Source organism: Parapedobacter sp. (assembly GCF_053550995.1).
Map to the genome: position 1 here is coordinate 1 of NZ_JBMQOC010000111.1, position 19667 is coordinate 19667.

The 19667-nt window shown below is 52.6% G+C and carries 14 protein-coding genes; 2 read left to right on the forward strand and 12 right to left on the reverse strand.

Going from position 1 to position 19667, the window contains the following annotated elements; genetic code table 11:
- Positions 1–2901, forward strand: a 2901-nt coding sequence (locus ACO1NT_RS14725; RefSeq protein WP_449049492.1) for an efflux RND transporter permease subunit, incomplete at its 5' end; no start/stop codon positions are given.
- Here ACO1NT_RS14725 and ACO1NT_RS14730 read toward each other — a convergent pair.
- From ACO1NT_RS14730 to ACO1NT_RS14740, 3 genes are all read right to left on the reverse strand, one after another.
- Positions 2898–3080, reverse strand: a complete 183-nt coding sequence (locus ACO1NT_RS14730; RefSeq protein WP_449049493.1) for a hypothetical protein — start codon at positions 3078–3080, stop codon at positions 2898–2900. The genes ACO1NT_RS14725 and ACO1NT_RS14730 overlap by 4 nt on opposite strands.
- Positions 3081–3142: 62 nt before the next feature.
- The gene (locus tag ACO1NT_RS14735) at positions 3143–3307 is read right to left on the reverse strand and encodes a hypothetical protein (RefSeq protein WP_449049494.1); all 165 of its coding nucleotides are present in this window, start codon (positions 3305–3307) and stop codon (positions 3143–3145) included.
- A gap of 81 nt (positions 3308–3388) precedes the next feature.
- Positions 3389–4564: an AI-2E family transporter gene (locus ACO1NT_RS14740; protein WP_449049495.1), complete on the reverse strand. Its 1176-nt coding sequence runs from the start codon at positions 4562–4564 to the stop codon at positions 3389–3391.
- Positions 4565–4758: 194 nt separating this feature from the next.
- On the opposite strand from ACO1NT_RS14740, the gene ACO1NT_RS14745 reads away from it, so the two are divergent.
- Complete coding sequence (locus ACO1NT_RS14745; protein WP_449049496.1) at positions 4759–6141, forward strand: DEAD/DEAH box helicase; 1383 nt, start codon at positions 4759–4761, stop codon at positions 6139–6141.
- Between the two features lie 391 nt (positions 6142–6532).
- On the opposite strand, the gene ACO1NT_RS14750 is transcribed toward ACO1NT_RS14745, so the two are convergent.
- From ACO1NT_RS14750 to ACO1NT_RS14790, 9 genes are all read right to left on the reverse strand, one after another.
- Complete coding sequence (locus tag ACO1NT_RS14750) at positions 6533–6859, reverse strand: hypothetical protein (protein ID WP_449049497.1); 327 nt, start codon at positions 6857–6859, stop codon at positions 6533–6535.
- Between the two features lie 301 nt (positions 6860–7160).
- Positions 7161–8216, reverse strand: coding sequence for a PKD domain-containing protein (locus tag ACO1NT_RS14755; protein ID WP_449049499.1), 1056 nt, complete (start codon positions 8214–8216; stop codon positions 7161–7163).
- A gap of 45 nt (positions 8217–8261) precedes the next feature.
- On the reverse strand, positions 8262–9650 hold the full coding sequence (locus ACO1NT_RS14760; RefSeq protein WP_449049500.1) for a discoidin domain-containing protein: 1389 nt from the start codon (positions 9648–9650) through the stop codon (positions 8262–8264).
- Between the two features lie 29 nt (positions 9651–9679).
- On the reverse strand, positions 9680–11392 hold the full coding sequence (locus ACO1NT_RS14765; protein WP_449049501.1) for an alkaline phosphatase family protein: 1713 nt from the start codon (positions 11390–11392) through the stop codon (positions 9680–9682).
- A gap of 11 nt (positions 11393–11403) precedes the next feature.
- Positions 11404–13023, reverse strand: a complete 1620-nt coding sequence (locus ACO1NT_RS14770; protein ID WP_449049502.1) for a DUF5008 domain-containing protein — start codon at positions 13021–13023, stop codon at positions 11404–11406.
- 19 nt (positions 13024–13042) lie between these two features.
- Positions 13043–13852: a hypothetical protein gene (locus ACO1NT_RS14775; RefSeq protein WP_449049503.1), complete on the reverse strand. Its 810-nt coding sequence runs from the start codon at positions 13850–13852 to the stop codon at positions 13043–13045.
- Between the two features lie 14 nt (positions 13853–13866).
- The gene (locus ACO1NT_RS14780) at positions 13867–15390 is read right to left on the reverse strand and encodes a RagB/SusD family nutrient uptake outer membrane protein (protein ID WP_449049504.1); all 1524 of its coding nucleotides are present in this window, start codon (positions 15388–15390) and stop codon (positions 13867–13869) included.
- Positions 15391–15403: 13 nt separating this feature from the next.
- Positions 15404–18553 (reverse strand): SusC/RagA family TonB-linked outer membrane protein, encoded by a 3150-nt coding sequence (locus ACO1NT_RS14785; RefSeq protein WP_449049505.1) that lies wholly within the window; start codon positions 18551–18553, stop codon positions 15404–15406.
- Complete coding sequence (locus ACO1NT_RS14790) at positions 18546–19655, reverse strand: DUF5007 domain-containing protein (protein ID WP_449049506.1); 1110 nt, start codon at positions 19653–19655, stop codon at positions 18546–18548. Before ACO1NT_RS14790 ends, ACO1NT_RS14785 begins: the two co-directional genes overlap by 8 nt.
- Positions 19656–19667: the final 12 nt, after the last annotated feature.

The window sequence follows — 19667 nt, forward strand, 5'->3', positions numbered from 1 at the left end:
CCGGGTACGAACCCAAAGGATATGGAGCAACTGGTGGTGAGGCCCATCGAGAGCCGGCTCTACGACCTCGATAACATCAAGCGCATACGTACGACAGTTCTCAATGGGCTGGCCGTACTGTTTGTCGAGTACGAACACGGTGTCGACTACGACAATAAATACCAAGAGCTTATCCGTGAGGTGAGTGCCCTGCGGCCCCAGTTACCGGACCAGTTGTATAGCATTGATGTCCAGAAAATAGATCCTACCGGCGTGAACGTATTGCAGGTGGCCTTGATATCCGAAAATGCTTCCCGCGGCCAGTTGAAGGAGGTATCCGACCAACTGAAGGAAGAGCTGGAGAAGGTGAAGGCGCTCAAAGATGTGACGGTCAGTGGACTTACCGACCAGTTGATCCGTGTGGATGTGGAGCCTGCGAAATTGGCCCAACTGGGCATACCGCTCAATCAGGTGATGGAGGCTATCCAGAGCGAGGGGGCCAATATCCCGGGAGGTAGCGTATTGGCTGGTGGGAAAGTGTTCAGCATCAAGACAAGTGGCAACTACCAAAGTATCGACCACATAAAGCATACCATTGTATCAAGTGCACAGGGAAAGAACATCTTGTTGGATGATATTGCCGATATATATGCCGATTTTGCACCCGAGACACATATTACGCGCCTCAACGGTTACCGTGCGGTATTTGTTAACGCGGCACAAAAGGCAGGTGAAAACATCAGCCGTACCCAGGAGGACTACCTCAAGGTGCTCGATCGGTTCGAACAGCGGTTGCCTGAGAATATCGACTTGGTGCTGCATTTCGACCAAGGCGAAAATGTCAACAAGCGGCTTGGTGGCTTGGGGATTGATTTCCTCATTGCCGTTACGCTTGTACTGATTACGTTGCTGCCGTTGGGTACGCGTGCGTCTTTGGTCGTGATGATTGCCGTGCCGTTGTCGCTGGCCATGGGCGTTATTGTGTTGAATATGGTTGGCTATTCGCTCAACCAGCTCAGCATCGTTGGGTTCGTGGTGGCATTGGGGTTGGTGGTAGACGACAGCATCGTGGTGGTCGAAAACATCGAACGGTGGATGCGAGAGGGGGTCTCCCGCATCGATGCGGCCATCAAAGGCACCCATCAGATTGCTTTGGCCGTGGTGGGCTGCACCGCCACGTTGGCGATTGCTTTCATGCCGCTCATGTTTATGCCCGAAATGGCGGGCGACTTCATCCGCAGCCTCCCCATGGCCGTTATCGGGTCGGTCATTGCCTCGATGCTGGTGGCACTGTTGGTGGTGCCCCTGCTGGCCAGCCGCTTGTTGAAGCCCCATGAAAACCCCGAAGGCAATGCGGTGTTGCGATGGTTGCAGCGTGTTATCCATGGCACCTATGCGGTATTGCTGGATAAAGCGCTGAAGCGGCCGTGGCAAACGGTGGTGATTGCGGTGGTAGTGTTCGCAGGGGCGCTGGCCTTGATTCCCATTGTCGGATTCAGCCTGTTCCCTGCTTCCGAGAAACCGCAGTTCCTTATCCGGATCAGTGCACCGCTGCAGGCCAATATTTTCACCACGGATAGCATCACGCGGCAGGTAGAGAAGGAATTGGCCGAATTGCCCCAAGTGCAGTATTTCGCTTCCAATGTAGGTAAGGGTAATCCCCGGGTGTATTATAATGTAGAGCAGGCCAATGAGCGGGCCGATTTCGCGGAGATATTCGTTCAACTGCAGCCCGAAACCTCATCGAAGGACAAGGAAGCGCTCATCGAGGCACTCCGTCAGCGGTGGACGCCCTACCTGGGTGCCAAGGTGCAGGTGAAGAATTTCGAGCAGGGGGTTCCGGTGATTTCACCGGTGGAAGTACGGCTCTTTGGCGATAACCTCGATACCCTGAAGCGGTTGGCCGGCCGGGTGGAGGCTTTGCTGGAAGAGACGCCCGGTGCGTTGTATGTCAATAATCCGGTGCGCAACGACAAAACCGATATCCAGGTGAACATCCACCGCGACAAGGCACTGGCACTCGGTGTGCCCAGCGCGCACATTGACCGGACCGTACGCATGGTGCTGGCTGGTATTGAGGTGACCACCTACACCGATCCGAAGGCTGACGATGACGATTACATCGTGCGCGTCAGCGTGCCGCGGGGTGCCTATCCGGACCTGTCCGTGTTTGATCAAATCTATGTCGATAACATACAGGGGAAAGGAGTGCCATTCAGCCAGTTGGCTACGTTGCAATTCGTGCCATCGCCATCGGCGATTTATCACATTGACCGGCAGCGTACGGTCTCGGTGAACAGTTTCGTGGCCGCCGGGTACGCCAATGATGAGGTGATTCAGGATGTGGTTAGCCAGATGGATGAGCTACAACTTCCCCGGGGATATCACTATGAGATGGGTGGTGAGGTGGAGAGCCGCGAGCAGTCGTTCGGCGGGTTCGGCACGGTTATCCTCATTACCGTTTTCATGTTTATCGCCGTATTGGTGTTGGAGTTCAAGACGCTCAAAAGCACCCTCATCGTGCTGTCGGTAATCCCATTGGGTATCGTGGGCGCTGTGCTGGCGTTGTTGGTTACAGGCAATACCTTATCTTTCGTGGCTACCATCGGCTTGGTAGCCCTTGCCGGTATCGAGGTGAAAAATACCATCCTGTTAGTTGATTTTACGAATCAGTTGCGTAGGGAAGGGGTACCGCTTAACGATGCCATAGAAAAAGCCGGAGAGATGCGTTTCCTGCCGATCATCCTGACGTCGCTTACGGCCATTGGCGGGCTGCTGCCCATTGCATGGTCGAGCAATCCACTGATTTCGCCCTTGGCGATCGTTATGATTGGAGGGCTGATCAGTTCCACGCTGTTATCGCGCGTGGTTACCCCCGTGGTGTATAAGTTGATGCCACCGACTATAACGAACGGGGATTAGTTTTCGTTACTTTGCCCGTTGTCTATCTTGGTCTTCCCAGTGCGCACGCCGCCCGCATTGGGAAGCCCTTGGTGGCGTTTGAGGGTGCGTGTATCTTTGAATGCTTTATCGGATGTGGGATTGCCCATTTCGTTGTTATGGCGCTGGTCGGGTAATTCACTGATGGTCTTTTTCTTCATGATGCCTCCTATTTGTTAACATCCTAACAATGGAAGTGGGTCATTGTTCTGAAGATTGTTGATCAATACACATCGTCGTGTGTTCCGATGTCTTGAAGTAGCACGACCGATGCCGTGGGATCATCAATGTTTTCTTCCATTGAAAACACGATGCGACAGTCATAGCCACAGGAGCATGCTAGATAAGCGGCGAGACTCCCGCTTAATGCCGAATCAATCGTTGCCATGGCTTAATCCTTCTTTTGATTTTATACAAAAAATGCACAAATTACGCGGTATTTCAAATTGCTAATGCCAAGATAGCAATATTAGTCGCCTTCTTTTGGTGCCTCTTTTTCTTTTTTCTTATCCTTGGTTTCCAGCAGATCACGTAATTTCCATCGTTTAAGCATTATTTTTGTAGAATACCGTTTGAGGTGATACTTTTCCGGTTCGCCAATCAGGAAGCCGAAGGCATTCATTGACGGTACGGCATCGAAAATAACCTTCACGGTGGCTGCAATGGGCAATGCCAGGATCAAGCCTGCTAAGCCGAACAGCATACCGCCCAAGAGGATAGAGATGATAGCCATCAAGGGGTTTATGCTTACCTTGCTGCCCACGATGTTGGGGGTGATGACGTTGCCCTCCAGGAATTGCACCACTTGGAACCAGACGATAACACCCAACGCGTACCAAGCGGTGTCTTTGGTGGCCAATGCAAAAATTGCTGGTAGTATAGAGCCTATGGCGATGCCAATATAGGGCAGGAGCATCAGCAGCGATGCCAGCGTACCGAAAAACCAAGCATATTGGATACCCAATATCCACAAACCCACCGTATTCAGTACCGCTACGATACCCATCACGGTAACAAGGCCAAGCAGGTAACTTTGTACCACCTGGTAAATCTTGTTGAGCGTGTTGTGTACCGTTTCTTGTGGTGTGGATTTAAAAACACGGAAGAAAAATTCGCGGAAAAATACCCGGTAGTATAGCAAGAAGAAGGAAAAAAGCGGAACCAATATCACACCGGCCAACACATTTCCCAACGACCCGAAAGCAGCCGTGATGTATGACGCTGCATTGGAAAGGATTTGGTTTGCCTGGCTTCGAAGCCGTTCCACCACCTCGGTGGGCTCCAATCCGAAACGTTCCTGCAACCAGCGCTGTATGGTGTCAAATATCGATAGGAACTTCTGCTGTATTTCTGCTCCATCCCGGCCGATGACAATCACTTGGTGCACGATGAACCACACCAATCCGGAAAGTATGGCAATGGCCAAAATCACCGCTAGCAATGCGGAAAAGGCTTTGCCAAACCGAAGCCGCTCGAACGTGCCCGCCACGGGGTACAATGAAATGGCGATGAGGATGGAGAACATAAGCGGTAGCAGCACGCTTTGCAGTACATACATCAACGCAATGATAAGCGCCAGCGAAATCAGACTGGCAGCTAATTCCAGCGAATACGGCCTTTTGGTAGGGGGTTCCTGCATACTCATTCAGTGTTGTCTTGCTTCATCCAAAGGTAATGAAATATTGTGATAACATTCCGCTATGGCGATTTGCTGGAAATGGAACAACTAGATAGGTATAATGTTTTCATGAATGGCTATTTCGCTGTTGATTACGGCATTACCGGAAAATAGCGAAGAATTTTGTACTTTTGCTCCAACATTAGATTAACAAGCATACTTTGACATTTAGCGATTTTAATTTCGAAAGCACCCTTTTTGAAGGTTTGAATAGCATGGGCTTTAAAACGCCCACACCGATACAGGCTGAAACCATCCCAATTATCCAGCATAAAGAAGATTTGATTGCGTGTGCCCAAACGGGGACAGGCAAGACCGCTTCTTATCTCCTACCGGTAATGGATGCGATTTGCCGGATGGAACAACGGCCAGCAGTCAGTGCCTTGATTCTGGCACCCACCAGAGAGTTAGCCATGCAGATCGACCAACAGGTGGAAGGGTTGGCTTATTTCACCGGTATCACTTCCATAGCTATTTATGGTGGTGGCGATGGCATCGGCTATGAGCAGCAACGCCGCGCATTGCGCGAGGGCGTTGATATCGTGGTGGCCACGCCGGGTAGGTTGATTGCGCACATCAGTTCGGGCAAGGTACGGCTTGACGAAATTAAATTCCTGGTGCTCGACGAGGCGGACCGCATGCTCGACATGGGCTTCAAGGACGATATCAATCGTATTGTCCGCGAATTGGCATCCGAACGGCAGACCATGCTTTTTTCGGCGACCATGCCCCCAAAAATACGGGCATTTGCCAAGAATCTATTGAAACACCCCAAACAAGTCAATATCGCGCTGTCTAAACCTGCCGAGGGAATTGTCCAACAACAGTATCGCGTAGCCGACAACCAGAAAACACCGCTATTGAAGCAGATTCTAAAGAGTGGTGATTTCAAGAGTATCATCGTCTTTTCATCGACCAAGGAAAAGGTAAAGAGTTTAGGCCGGGAATTGGCCAAGATGGGTTTGGCCGTGCAGCCCTTCCACTCCGACCTTTCTCAAGAAGAACGAGAAAAGATACTGTTGCGCTTCAAGAACAAGCAACTGCCCATCTTGGTCGGCACCGATGTGCTGTCGCGGGGAATCGACGTAGTGGGAATCGATTTGGTGGTGAACTACGACGTGCCGCCCGATCCGGAAGATTACATCCACCGTATTGGCCGGACCGCGCGGGCCGAAACCACCGGCACAGCCATCACGTTCGTGAATAATCGTGATAGTAGGCGTTTTTCTGCGATTGAGCAGCTGATGGAACGGAAAGTGGATGAGGCCGCACTGCCTGACGGTATTGAGGCCGCAGTGGCAACCTCCGATCGCGGCGACCGAAAGCGGGGGGACCGGCACCGGCCGCACAGTAAAGGAAAGGGTGGTAAACCGGGCAATCGCCAAGGTTCTCAGCAAACCAAAAAGATAGGAGGGGACGCTGCAACTGCGGGATCGGAAGGAACACCGGAGGGTACTCCAAAGAAGAAAAAACGTCCGTTCAAAAGACGGAATAAGAACCGCAAGCCTAATGCACCGGAAGGAGTGGGGGCATCGGCGTCTTGATGTTTCTGAGCCGGTGGTAGCAAGCTCTTTATAGCCCATCACAGCGACGAAAGTTGAGCGCAATTCGTCATCCTGTGGGTACTGATGAAAATACCAATTGTTGCTTACTTTAGCGTCAGTAATAAGGAATAGCGGGGCGGATCCGAATATAGTCGTCGTGATAGAGTAAGTAGTCTATAACGCCTAAGGGCGTAAAAAATATAGCCATCACCCAAAACGGTACGCCCGGTAGCACCGAATTTCCCGACATGATCGTGGGATAAAGCGGGTGATTCAAAAGCACGCAAGTATTTTCCGGTATTGACTATGCATTTTACAATCAGCGCGAACTAAGAAATTTTAAATAATGCTCGTCTGATTTTTAATTCATTTAGCTGAATACGTGTCTTTCTTATGTCTTTTTGTGTGCAACCGTCTTTGCGAGCGTGATACCGGACTGCTCCGAGACCGCTCCCAGACTGCTGCGGTGGCCTTGGGGATGTACGAGCTTTCCCCTAGGGTGCCGCGTGCTGTTTTCAGCAGCGAAACAGCAGGATGATGGCCGGAGTACAGCACGAAGATTCGACCATGATGCGGAGCCTTTCGGGTACCGGTATGCCTGTAGGTAACGTGCATACGGAAGCAATCCACCTTTCAGCCCATCTTCCCTTACCCTTCCTTCGGTACCTATCCCCCTGTGTCCCGCATATATCTCGGTAAAAAGCCCCGCCAGCGGCACTTTAGCGAAGGATAAGCGGCTACATAGCGGGAGAAAGGCGTGTTTGGAAAAGCAATGTATAGGGTATGGGTCGTGCTGGGGTTGGCCTCGGGTCGGCTTCGGAGGTGAATTTGCTCTCCATGCTGCCAGGTACTGCGCTTAGACTGGCGGCGCCAAACGGAGTCCAGTCGGAGTCCAAACCAAGCCCAGACGAAGTCCAAACCCATCACCGAAGCCAATCCGGAGACCGTCCTGTAAGGAGGTGAAGCGCGGAAAGCAGGGAGCCCCTGTCGATTTTAGTTCATTAACACGCTCGAAGTCGTTATCCCTGTGGAAGCGCCAGCATTCGCCATTCGCCCAATTGGAACAGGCCGGAGTTAACCACCGACGTGACGTAGATGCGATAAATGGTATATGCCTCGCTATTGTCGAAAATAAACGTCCGCGGCTGGAAACGTTCGTCAAATACCTCATCGGTTCGCTCATCCAATACCGTCCAATTTTCACCATCCATAGACGCCTCCAGCCGCCAGTTCTTCGGGTCGCGCTCCGGTGCATCATTGCCGGAGGTGAAGGTGTAAGCACCTAGGATGACCGGTTCGAAATATTCCAATTCAAACCACAGATCCCCCGCGAAATTAAACTGGAGGAACTTCGTATGGGTGTCGTTGTCAATCAATTTCAGTGATCCCTCGCCGGCAAACTGGCCGCCATCATTATCCCGTGATACCCTGAAGATATTACGTACTTGGGTCAAGTCGCGTACCACGCCAAGGTCGGTCAATCGACGGTTGATTTCCGCATACGATCCATTGGGGGTTTTCACGCGCAGGGTGTAATCCTCGAATTGCCCTTGGTCTACCGAAATATGAATGTTGTCGTCGTTCGTCAAGAACTCACCGCCGGTGCCTACGCCTTTATACCAAAACACGCTGTCTATGGCTATTTCCGAGGCGACCGTGAGTTCCAGGCTGCCGTCCGGCTGGGGAGCGGTGGCAACTTCGATCAGGCTGTCGGGGTTGATGTTGATGAATGTTTCGCTCTCCGCCCAGAAACCCTGGCTGTTTTCGGTACGCAGCGTCACCCGGAAATCACCCGTCCGGAGGAACGTGTGTGCCGGCGAATCATCCAGTGATACGCTGTCGTCGCCGAACTCCCAGCGCACCAACGAGAAGTTGGTGCCCTTGTTCGTAAACGAGTAGGAGAACGGGTCTTCGGGGTCTATCTGTTCAAAATCGAACATGGCCTGGGGTTTCGGTTCCTCCGGTTCCGGAACGGGCGTCGGTTCTTCCTTGCAGGCAAAGAAGCATAGCATCAAGAGTGCCCAAAGGCCTTGCGTCATTATCCGTTTTACGATGTTCATCGTTTGTATGGTCATGATGTTAAGTTTTTATTGCTTAATTTTATATTCGTCAAAACGCGGCTACGGTATACGGATAACCCGCCACTCGGCCAACTGCCAAAGTCCGTCACCACGATTCTCGTCAAAGTGGATGCGGTAGAAGCGGTAGCTTTCCTCGTTGTTGAACTCAAACCGCCGGGTCTGGAAACGTTGCGGGAATTCTTCGTCCGTACGGATGTCTACCTCCACCCAATCCGTACCGTTGTTTGAGGCCAGCAACCGCCAGCTTTTGGGGTCGCGTCCCTGCGCATCGTTGGCGGAGGTGAGGGTATATGCACCAATCTTCGTCGCTTCATCGAATTCCAGCTGCGCCCATAGGTCGCCGCGGAAATCGCCCACGAGGAACTTGGAGTTGATATTATTGTCAATGAGTTTCAACGACCCTTCTCCGGCTTCCGGCCCGCCACCGTTGTCGCGGTTTACACTGTACGTGGTGCCTTGATTGGTCACATCGACCTCCAATACATGTTGTGGATGGATGAGCACGATGACCGACTTCTTTTCCTCGTCTAACACGTGGATGGAGGGATCGTTGAGCGTGACGGCCACTGCCAGTAGTTCATCGGGGTGCTGTTCCACTACAGACCATTGCACGAAAAGATCTAACGGTGCGGAGCTGGTGTTGGAACTGATGCGGTTCACCGTATCCATGGTTACCTGATCGATGGTCAATGGCACCGTATTCGCGGGCAATATTCCCGCTTCCACGAGTGTCGTAATGGTATCGGTATTGACCACGGCGCGTACGGTGAAGGGCTTGCCGGGAACACCGGCGAGAGAGATGCCCAACGGAATGTTCATCCCACCAGATTGCGATTGGTAGTTCTGCCGGTTACGCGCTTCGAGGATGCCACCCCCACCGTTGGTAATGGAAAGGTAGCGGATTTCGTCGGGTTTCAGGATGTCGACCGTGTTCAATACCACCACGGCCGATGACGATTCGGCGGCGATGGTGTTCCCTTTGCCGGGATTGACCAATCGATAAGCAAAGGCCACGCGTTTGCCGTAATTGCGTTCCAGGAAGCCTACGTTCACGGCGATGTTAAAGGCACTTGTTTTAGCGCCGAAGGCGAAAGTAGCGGCGGTAGGTATGGATATCTGACTCGTGGGTACCGCTACAGCATCATCCAATTGACCGTTGCTGATCAATTGATCGACCGTATCGGGATTGAGCTGTAGCTCCACCTGAAAGGCTTTTGACGCCGGCTGTCCCAAGCTGACCGACAGCGGTACGACGACGAGCTCGCCATCTTTGCGTATTTCGCCTGCTTGGTCGTCCGGGACGACCGTTGTGGGGGTGTTTTGATCCAAATCGAATGTCTCCAGTTTCTGTCGTTCGCACGAGAACGCCAGCAGTGCAATAGCGAACAAGGGCAGGTAAACCGAGGAATATATTTTTGACCTAATCATATGCGGTTAATTTTGAATAAATACCTTCGTTATTGGTCTAACCATACGCGGCCATCCAATTGCCAGTTTTCCTGACGGGGAATTTTAAGCCAAGTCATGATTTGGACGGGTACGTCGACATTGCTGGGCACGGTTTCGCCCAGGTCTTCCGAACTGGGTGCGCAAACATAATCCGCTAGGGCATCGCGTGTGATGTTATCACCCGAGAGGATCATATGGCTCCCAAAAGGCCCCTCGTCTTTGATTTCATTGCCTTCAGATCCTACTACGGGCCAAAGGCCAGCAAGAAAATCGTAGTAGGGATGGTCTTCTGGTACGCCTGTTTCACACGAGTACTGGCGCAGGACATCTTCCGGAAGCGCTACTTTCCAGAACCGCACATCGGCGATGTAACAGTCGGCCTGTCCATTGTCGTCACGTGACCCAAGGATGAGCGGCAGGTCGTTCGTAATACTGCCGTAGTTGGTGATATTAACCTCGTTATTGAATTGGCCATTGGTATAGGTGCGCACAAACCGCTGGCCATCGCGGATGACGCCGACCACGGCGATACTGTTCCACGTGGCATTCGCCAAGTTACCACCATTGGTCTGGCCCACGTTGCCCCCCAAGCCGCGCGCATTGAACTGCCAGCCACGACCTTCGAGGAAAATGGTCCAACCCACGTCGTCCCAGCTCCATCGGTTCCGCTTGGAGAGCAACGCCGGATACCGGTATTCGAAATTATTGTCGGGGCCGGGGTTTTTCTTTATCTTCAGTTCGATAGTAAAAGCGGAATTGTCCAGGTTATAGAAATCGTTGTTGCCGGCGGTTACTTCACCGCGCACCTGACCCCGGAAGTGGAGGAAGTCTCCTTGGAACCGGATACCTAAAAACGGTTTATTGATGATCCGTGTGGTGTACCTGTTGGAGTAAAAGATGGTAAACGTATTGACTTCGGGGTTGCTGAAGATGGTGTTATCGTTTTCCCACTCCGGGATTTCAAAGTCACCACCTTTGCTCGATTTAATCACGATCAACCAATTTTCTGCGCTATAATTTGGTCTATTGCGCAGCACGTCCAGCAGCTCACCCAGCCGGTTGTCGAATTCGGTGAGAGCGGCACGGTACTCGGCCACTGAGAGGTCGTAGCCATGCGCGTGTCCAGCGGCGTCGATATCGGTGTAATGGGCCGTTACCATGGTAATGTCGTCTTCGGCAAGCGCACTAGCAGCGGCAGCCTGTACGGCGGCATCGCCATCCAATCGTTCACGTACATCAGCGCCCGTGGTCAGGTAGTCGTGAAAAACCTGCGACGAGGTGTACACTTGGAGGTTACTCTCGGGCAGATTTTCCTTGATACGTTCAAAAATGGAGGGAAAGTTATCCAGTTGGGCGTTGGAATAGTCATCGCCCACCACACCGTGTTTGTTTTTCTGAACCCCTGTAACCAAATCCGCCCAATTGGTGCCGTTTTGTGGCGCCGTTTCCTCATCGGACAACGACTCCCAGCTGTATATCGAATTCGGTAGCAGGGAGTGGATGTGGGTGAACTCTCCCTCGCGCACCGACTTCCCGCGGGCGCCGTCGGCAATGATGTAGAGTACGCGTGGCGAACCGAAAGCCACTTCCACGGAGTCTACCGGTTCGGTCTCCGGTATGACTTTGGTGAACTCCTGGTTGCACGAGTAGATAAGGGTGCACGCCATCACCCCAAGCAATGCCAATGTAGTTGTCTTTTTTTTATGGATGGTATAACGCATAGTTTTATTGATTATTCTTCGATGATTACCCGGATATAGTTATCTGCGGGCTGACTGTTGAACTGAGAAAAGGACCCGTAAATAAGCAGTGCGCGCCGTCCGTCTTGGGCCGTAGTTTCCATGATGTCTTCGATGGTGCCACTGAAAATACCCGTGGCATTGTAGCCCGGTATGAGGTCGCCCGATTCGTCGAGCACCATAAAGCCGTTCCGTGCCACACCGTCATAAGTACGGAAGTCGCCGCTCACGATGATTTTGCCATCGCTGAGCTGTTTGGCAAAATTGGGTCCACTACCATCGAACGTTTTGGCCATAAATGATTCGTCGAGTGTGCCATCTTCATTCAATACCGCCAACCGGTTGGCGGGTTTCCCGTTGTACTGCCGGAATTTGCCCGCGAGGATATATTTCCCTGTTGTGGCATTATAAAAGAGTTTGTCTATGGCTTGGTCGGCGCCGGTTCCGCCGGCGTTGAACGTCCCGTCCACCGTGCCGTCGGCGTTCAGTCGCAATATTCGGCCGGCGGGAACTCCGTCAAACTGGTTGAATGTGCCGTAAACCATGAACTTGCCTTCGTGCGGGCCGCTATCATGGACAATAGTAAATACATCGCCGTTACCGCCCGGCTTGAAACGGTCTGCCGCCTCGTCAAACCGGAAAGTTGAGTCCAGTGTGCCATCAGCATGCAATCGAGCCAGATGCCGTACTTCTACGCTGTCCATGATTACCGAATCGCGTGTTTCCAGTTTGTTCGGTTGGTCGTATCGCCTGTTGATGTAGTAGCGGAAGCCGCCTCCAACAACCACCTTGTCTCCGCCCTGTGGGTATACACGGCCAACATAGCCGTCGAAGCCGCCGTTGAACGTGGGGTAATATTTGATGGTATCCGACTGGTCGGGACGCCGGAAGGGATGGATGCCCATCGTGTCTATGGTGCCGTTCCCATTGAGCTTGGTGAGGTTGCTGATGTCTGTGGAGCGTTGTGAATAACCGCTGAATGCCCCGCCGAGCAAGTAGCCGTTGCCGAAGGGAACGATGTCTATGAGTGAGCCATTCCCCCCATTCCCCGAACGCAAACTGGCGTCGTACGAGCCATCGGAGAATGTACGGGCAATCCGGTTGATAGGACGGATGACGCCTTTGTTGTCATAGTCAGTAAAACGGCCAACCAATAACAGTCGCCCGTCTTCGGTTTTGATAACACGGTCTACCTGGCCATTGGTGCCGCGGGGTGCGTTGAAGGTAGGGTCGAGGTTAATTTTTCCGGTGACAGAAAAATTGGGGCCGAACACCACGACATCACCGATCGAAACGGTGGTTACGCCGGTACTGGCGAAGTCGGGCACGATAAGTTTGATTTCCGTTTCAGTCACGTCCGTGACCTGCGCAACTTCACCGTTGAACCGGAAAATAAGCTCGTCCCTGAACGGCAGTAAGCCGGAGGCCTTGATGGTCACTTCCGTGCCTGGCAGGCCGGCGGTCGGCGAGGGCGCTTGGTTGCGGTTCATGGTAATGCCCAGGGGTTCTTTGGCCGGCCCATAGGGCTCTTGCAATAGGGTTTCTTTGTTGCACGACCAGCAAAGCCATGCGATGGCACTAAACGCAACGATTGTTTTTATTATTGATTGCATAGTTGTCTTCATTTACGTCTTATCGCTTGCTTTGAATGATATCGTCGATGACTTCCTGCTGGTCGAATCCAAATCGACGGCTTGTAAAGTCCAACACGTGTACCACGCCGTTACGGGGTTGGATATCGGACGAGGCTACGGGCGTATCGTACCAAAACTCAGGAATAGAAACATTCGGGATAAAAGAGATGTACAGCTGCCGATAACCCATGTATTTCAACCGGGATTCGGTCGGTTTGCCTTCGTCATTGACTGCATCGTGGAATACCACCCCGATGTTACTTACCGTGTTGTTATAGGCGTAGTAGTTTTGCCCGCCGAAGGTATTAAGCACACTGAAGTCGATCTGTGGGTAGTCGCTGAGTTTGTGCTTGCCGCGGAACATGTACCGTTCGAGGTATTTGCGCCAGATGGCCGAGTCGACGTCGGCCAGCGTCTGGATGGTATCCAAGCCGAGGTTGTATAATTGTTGGTTCGCGCCGTTGCCTTGCCATCCTGGATCTGAGCCTTGGTAATTAATGCGACCGATCAGCTGCTTGATGTTGACATCGCTGGGCGAAAAGAAGGTCAATTCGTCGGCGATGAAGTTTTCTTCCAGTCCGGCCAGCCGCACCAGTTGGCCGATGGTATCGAGTTGGCTAGTCGCATCGAGGTAGTCCAGTACGGTGCCATCGAATACCGGGTTGGCCCGTCCACCATCCACGTAATAGTCATCGCGCTCGCACGACGAGAAAAAGCAAGCCAGTCCAACCAGCAGCGGAAGGGCGGTTAGTGGCCAACGGGTGTATCGTTTTGTTGTGTGCTCCATAATTTCGAATATCTTTTTCACGATGTATCGGTATGTTATCTGAAGTTGAGCCAATATTCATTCAGAACGACTTTCGGATTGTTTATCCGTGCGGATGGGTTCAGGGGCCATGTCCACGCCCGCCGGTTGTACTGGTCTGAGTTCAATGGGTTCCGTGCGAATGACGAGTTCATGATGCGTTGTGTGCGTACTAGATCAAAATACCGGTGGCCTTCGCCGAACAACTCACGGCAACGTTCCCAGAAGATGAAATCACGCAGTTCCTGCCCGCCGGCACCCGCGTATGGCGTCGCTTCCGCACGGTTGCGGATCATGTTGAGCGAAGCGATGGCCTCGGTGTCGCGCGATAGCTCTGCTAGCGCTTCGGCGTGCAGTAGGATGGCATCGGCGTAGCGGAAAATCATGAACGTATTGTCGGGGTTTCGGTCTTCGTTGCCCGATGCATACACGTTGAAACCGAATTTGACGGCGGTAAATTGGCCGCTATTCGACAACATGTCGTCAAACCAGAAATCGGCACGCTTATCGGCCAGCCCGGCAGGATATAGCTTGGCCATGTACGTATCGATGAAATAGCAATGGCTAATCTGGTTATTGAAGCGCGGGAACTTGTAGGGCCAGCGGAGGAAGTGGTCGCCGAATGGTGACAACGCGGCATTGGCGTCTTGATAATTGATACTCCGGTAAAACTCGAATAGGCTCTCGTCCGAGCGGCCTTTCATCACCGTTGACCATCCGTCTTCGGTAAGCGGGTATAGCCGGTAGGGACCCTGTTCAATTAGCTCGGTACCCAACGCCGCTACCTCTTGGTAATACTGTTCACGCTTGTTACGGTCGAAACCGGCATTCCACATGTTCATGTGCATAAGCAGGGCGATGATGGCCCCGCGGGATGCCCGGGCACCTTTTAGGGCGGGGTCGGGGAATTGCCAGGGGAGATCGTCCTTATGCGGGCGTAGGTCTTCCAGACAACTGTTCATCACCGATACCATGGGCTCGCGGGCCAGTTCCTCGGCATGGTAGGGGTCGGTGTAGTACACCACGTCGCCATATAGGCGCACCATCCAGAAATAGGTGAAACAACGCATGAAGGTTGCTTCGGCAATGTACCGGGCCTTTTCTGATTCGCTGAGACCGGGTATCCCTTCTTCCAATTTACTGATGAGGATGTTGGCGGTTTGGATCACTTGGTAGTACCGTTTCCAATCCGTTACGTTGATGTAGTTATACCAATCCCAAGGCGTTCCCGACGAGATGACGGAAAGCATGTCGTTGTTGCCGAGGAATTCGACCACCCGCCGGGCGCTGTAGCTGTTGGCGCCCGGCGATGCGAAGACTTCGCCGGCCCGGGTTTCGCCGATGGCACCGATCACCCAACTTTCGTTAATCTTATCGAAAAACATGCTGTACATGTTGGCAACATTGGCTTCCACATCCTCTTTAGAGAGGTAGAAGTTATTACCAGTAAGCCGGTCTACCGGCTGTACCGTAAGGAATTCCTTGCAGGAGGAGATGGTTACCGCCAGCGTAAGTATTGTTGTCCATTTAACTATTCTCATAATCATATCGCGCTTAGAATCCAATGTTTAAACCGATGTTGTATGTGCGGGGCACCGGATAGCCTTCCGAAACATCGCGCCCCATGGTAGTGACGTTTTCGGGGTTGGGACCGGTATACCGTGAGAAGGTATGCAGGTTTTCCCCCGAGATATATACCCGTAGGTTGTCCAATCCCCATTGGCGGACGAGATCGCGCTCGAACATATAGGAGAGGACAATACTGTTGATTTTGAAATACGTGCCGTCTTCGGCCCATAGTGTCTGGTCAAATCGCACAGGCCGTATGGCGCCATACCGCTTGTAATCGTAGACATAGGGATAGGTGGCCTGGTCACCGGGCTGCCGCCAAAGGTCGACATCGTTCAGCGGAACCACCACTCTATTGCCAAACGGATCGCCCATCAGCCCGAGTCGTTGCGCCAAGGCGTTGTTTAGGATCGTTCGTTTTCCGGTGAACGAACCGTTGAGGTTGAAGCCGAAGTTTTTGTAGTTGAGCATGATGGAAGCTCCTCCGGTAAACAGTGGTTGGGAGTTGCCGGTGCGTTGGTAATCTTGGTCATTGAGGTAATAATCGTTATTGGCGTCCTGGATCATCGGGTCGCCAGCTTGGAAGAACTCACCGGCCGTTTGGTAGCGCAGTCCGGTCACCGGGTCGACGGGCACATCGGCATCGGTGGCGAATACCCCATCGTTGACGTACAGGTAGTTGGCCAACGTCGCTCCACCCACGCGGAGGATTACGTGCTGATTGTACTGGTTTACATCGTAATCATAGCGGATGAACTGGCCGGAATAGTGGCTGGGCAGCGAAAGCAACACATCCTTATTATACGCCCCGTTTACCGACACCGTGAGGTTAAAGTCGCTGTCGAGGCGTAGCGGTCGGAACATGACGAACAACTCGTGCCCGTAATTCGCAATGCCGGCGCCGTTGCTGAATATCTTGTTAAAACCGGTAGTGTTGGGCAGGAATTGCTCGAACAATTCGTTTTCTACTTTCTTTAGATACGTGTCGTAAATAACTTCCACACGGCTGTTAAACAGGGAGAAATCGAGCCCGGCATTGTATTGGGTGTTTGTTTTGGGTTGTAATCCCGGGTTGGGAATCTGGTCGAAATCCAAACCTATACCCTGTTGTCCGTTGTAGTTGCCGGTGATGTTGAACTTCCCATATATACGCTCCAAGGTACCCGTAGGGATGATGTTGACCCCCCAGCTCAGCCTGACTGCACCATAGTCAAGCCAATCCCACCCTTCCAAGAACGGCTCCTTATCGAAATTCCAGCGGAGGCCGATGGCCGGGTTCCGGGCATACAGGTTTTCAAATCCGTTGGCTGAGGAACCGTCGAGCCGGTAGGAGAGGTCTACCACGTAACGTTTGTTGAAATCGTACGAAGCGGCCAGGGCGAATGAGGCGGCGCGTTCATCGGTATAATCATCCAACAAGCCGCCACCCCGCGAGAAGTAACCATCGAACCCGATGGGTCCCTGTAGCTGGTCATTGGGGCTCCGTTCGTTGCGGGTTACAGCACTTTGCCTACCCGCAATGCGGAATTCGTTGAAGAAATTGATGAAGATGTTGTGGCCACCGGTAAACTCTTTGGCATAGCTGAGACTGTTTCGATTATACAATTGCGTGGTGCGGCCGTTGTACGAATATACTTCTGCGAACTGGTCATTGGCCACGGCAGGGGTGAAGGTGTCTTCCGTTTTCGACTCGTACTCGTAGCTCACGCTGGTACTCGCCCGTAGTCCTTCGATGAATTGGTAGCTGCCTTCGAGATTGGCGCGTATGAGGCGCGTGGCGTTGTCATTATCTGTTGCCAGAACGGAACTGTGACTGCCCCCCGCTTGGTAAAACGAAGGCGGCGGCAGCAGGGTAGAAGAAAGACCGTTGTCTGCCACGCCGGTTTGCAGCATACCGATACCATCCCCCACGCTTTGCTTGCCCAATTGGCCGGTTACGGCCCCAATAATCTGGAACCGCCGGTCTTCGGGTTGATACTCCATGCGTAGATTGGCGTTATAACGTGTGAATCCGGTATTGCGGATGATCCCCTGATCGCTGAAGTAACCGAGGTTTGCTTTGTAATTGAAGAGTTGGTCGCCACCATCAATATGGAGGTTGTGGCTTTGGTTATACCGGGTACGGTAATAGTAGTCCTGCCAGTTGGTGGAGTTGTTCCAATAAGCGTTGAGACTGTCGGAAAGGAACGATGTTTCTGAAATCCGCCAGATATCGTTTACGGTCAGCGCATTTCCATAGATTTGCTGTAGCTTGAGCTGTCGTTCTAGGTTACCGCCTAGTGTTTCGCGTAGTTTCGGTGGTGTGCGTATGAATGAGTTGTGTGTGTAGCGCACCCGCGGAATCGGAGAGTTGCCTCGCTTGGTGGTGATGATGATAACGCCGTAAGCGGCCATCGAGCCGTAAAGGGAGGTAGCTTGGGCATCTTTTAGGATTTCGATGCTGGCAATGTCTTCCTGCGGGATGAGCGACAGTGGGCTGATGCCTGGCCCTTGTTGCTGGAAACCATATTCCGTGGCCCTGTCGGCATCCATCGGTATGCCGTCGATGACGTAGAGTGGCGAGGTGGGCTGCAGGAAAGACTGGTTGCCCGAACCGGTCATCGACACGGTCGAGAGTCCGCGGATCTGGGTGGAACCACGGAAGCCTGGGGCGCCGGTACTCACCTGGGTGTTCATGCCCGGTACGCGCCCTTGCAGCAGTTGCTCGATGTTCGCGGTGGGGATGTCCTGCACATCTTCACCGTCTATACCGAACGACGAGCCGGTGCTGAGCTCCTTGGACCGTGGCTGGTACCCACGGATGACTACTTCATCCAACTGATTGTCGATCGGGGCAAGTTGTACGCGCAGGACGGTTCGCCCGGAGCCGACATTTTGCGACCGTTCTTGATAGCCCACGATCCGGAACACCAGTACGGTGTTTGCGGGTACCGATACCCGGAAATTTCCGTTGTCATCGGTGGACGTCAACGCGCGGAGAGGCTTGCCCACAAAAATGGTTACACCGGGGAAGGGTTGCCTGTTTTCGTCGATCACGTTACCAGTGACCGTAATGTTGGTTTGAGCAAAGACAGGGCCATGGATTAACAAGGCCACCGCTGCAAATGCGATAAACAATGCCTTCATCTTATTCATCTTCAAACTTTGGTAATTCGTTTCTAAAATGGAACACAATCTCCCAATCGCCAGCCCGGAAAATATTGAAATCCAAGCCGAATGTTCCATATGTTAATTCGCCGCCGAACCCTTTGCGCGAATACTGGAATTCGACACTGGCGCTTCCACCGCCACTGGAGGTGTAAGGTGTTTCGAGATTAACGAGCGGGATGGGGTAAGCGACATCGTACTGGACGTATTCTTCGGTTTTCTCGATGTTGAACCCGTGTACCAGCGTGCTCCACTTTGTTTCGTTGAATGCCTCCGGATTAATGAAACTACTGTCGGGACCGGGGCCCATGAATTTAAACCGCAGGTTGTGCCCATTCCCGCCTTCGAATGGACGGATATACACCACGACGTCTTTGACGTCATTGTTACTTTGGAGAGGCCTGTTGGATTGGTCGCCGATGACATTGTTCAGCCAAGGGCGGATATAGTCACGCTTGTTGGGGTTTTCCGGGTCGCTGGGATCCCGGGCAACATCGCCGGTGTACGGGTCGATGTCGGTAGAAGGGGAGTAAGGACGTTCACGCCAGGGAATGAACTGGAAATCTGGTATATATACCGTTCCGCCTGTGTTGGTCACTTTGAGGTCGAAGAACCGAGTGTCTTGCACCAGCAAAGTGGTGTCTTCCGGTCGTGGTTCAATGAGGTCGTTATCAGACGACGCCCATAGGATGAACTGCCCCGATTCGCGAACCTCGAAAAGCGGCCGGTCTTCCAGCTTACGTTTGGCCTCGATTTCTTCCAGCGACGTTTCGAGGCCATCGTAGGCAGCGGTCCATACGTAGGTGGGCCTTACCTCGAAGAGGTCGGCTACGGGCCTTCCGTCGCCATAGCGGGCGTTGACGATTTCAAACTTCAGCGGCATGGTTGAGGCATCGGGATTGAACTGCCCCATGAGGTTGGTGCGTCCAAGGACGGGTTCCAGGATTTTACTGCCGTAGTTGATGTTTTCGCTGATGTATTCCTTTTCTTCGGGTAGGTCATACAGCTTCTCGCACCCCAGGAGAAAGAGGCCCGCGACCAGCACGCCGAGACCAACCTTCGTTTTCCGTATTAATCTATTGCTTATCATATCATCTCGCAA

Excerpts from the sequence above, each read along its gene's own strand:
- ACO1NT_RS14730 (WP_449049493.1), bottom strand. The coding sequence starts at position 3,080 with ATGAAGAAAAAGACCATCAGTGAATTACCCGACCAGCGCCATAACAAC.
- ACO1NT_RS14735 (WP_449049494.1), bottom strand. The coding sequence starts at position 3,307 with ATGGCAACGATTGATTCGGCATTAAGCGGGAGTCTCGCCGCTTATCTA.
- ACO1NT_RS14740 (WP_449049495.1), bottom strand. The coding sequence starts at position 4,564 with ATGAGTATGCAGGAACCCCCTACCAAAAGGCCGTATTCGCTGGAATTA.
- ACO1NT_RS14755 (WP_449049499.1), bottom strand. The coding sequence starts at position 8,216 with ATGACCATACAAACGATGAACATCGTAAAACGGATAATGACGCAAGGC.
- ACO1NT_RS14760 (WP_449049500.1), bottom strand. The coding sequence starts at position 9,650 with ATGATTAGGTCAAAAATATATTCCTCGGTTTACCTGCCCTTGTTCGCT.
- ACO1NT_RS14765 (WP_449049501.1), bottom strand. The coding sequence starts at position 11,392 with ATGCGTTATACCATCCATAAAAAAAAGACAACTACATTGGCATTGCTT.
- ACO1NT_RS14770 (WP_449049502.1), bottom strand. The coding sequence starts at position 13,023 with ATGCAATCAATAATAAAAACAATCGTTGCGTTTAGTGCCATCGCATGG.
- ACO1NT_RS14780 (WP_449049504.1), bottom strand. The coding sequence starts at position 15,390 with ATGAGAATAGTTAAATGGACAACAATACTTACGCTGGCGGTAACCATC.
- ACO1NT_RS14785 (WP_449049505.1), bottom strand. The coding sequence starts at position 18,553 with ATGAATAAGATGAAGGCATTGTTTATCGCATTTGCAGCGGTGGCCTTG.
- ACO1NT_RS14790 (WP_449049506.1), bottom strand. The coding sequence starts at position 19,655 with ATGATAAGCAATAGATTAATACGGAAAACGAAGGTTGGTCTCGGCGTG.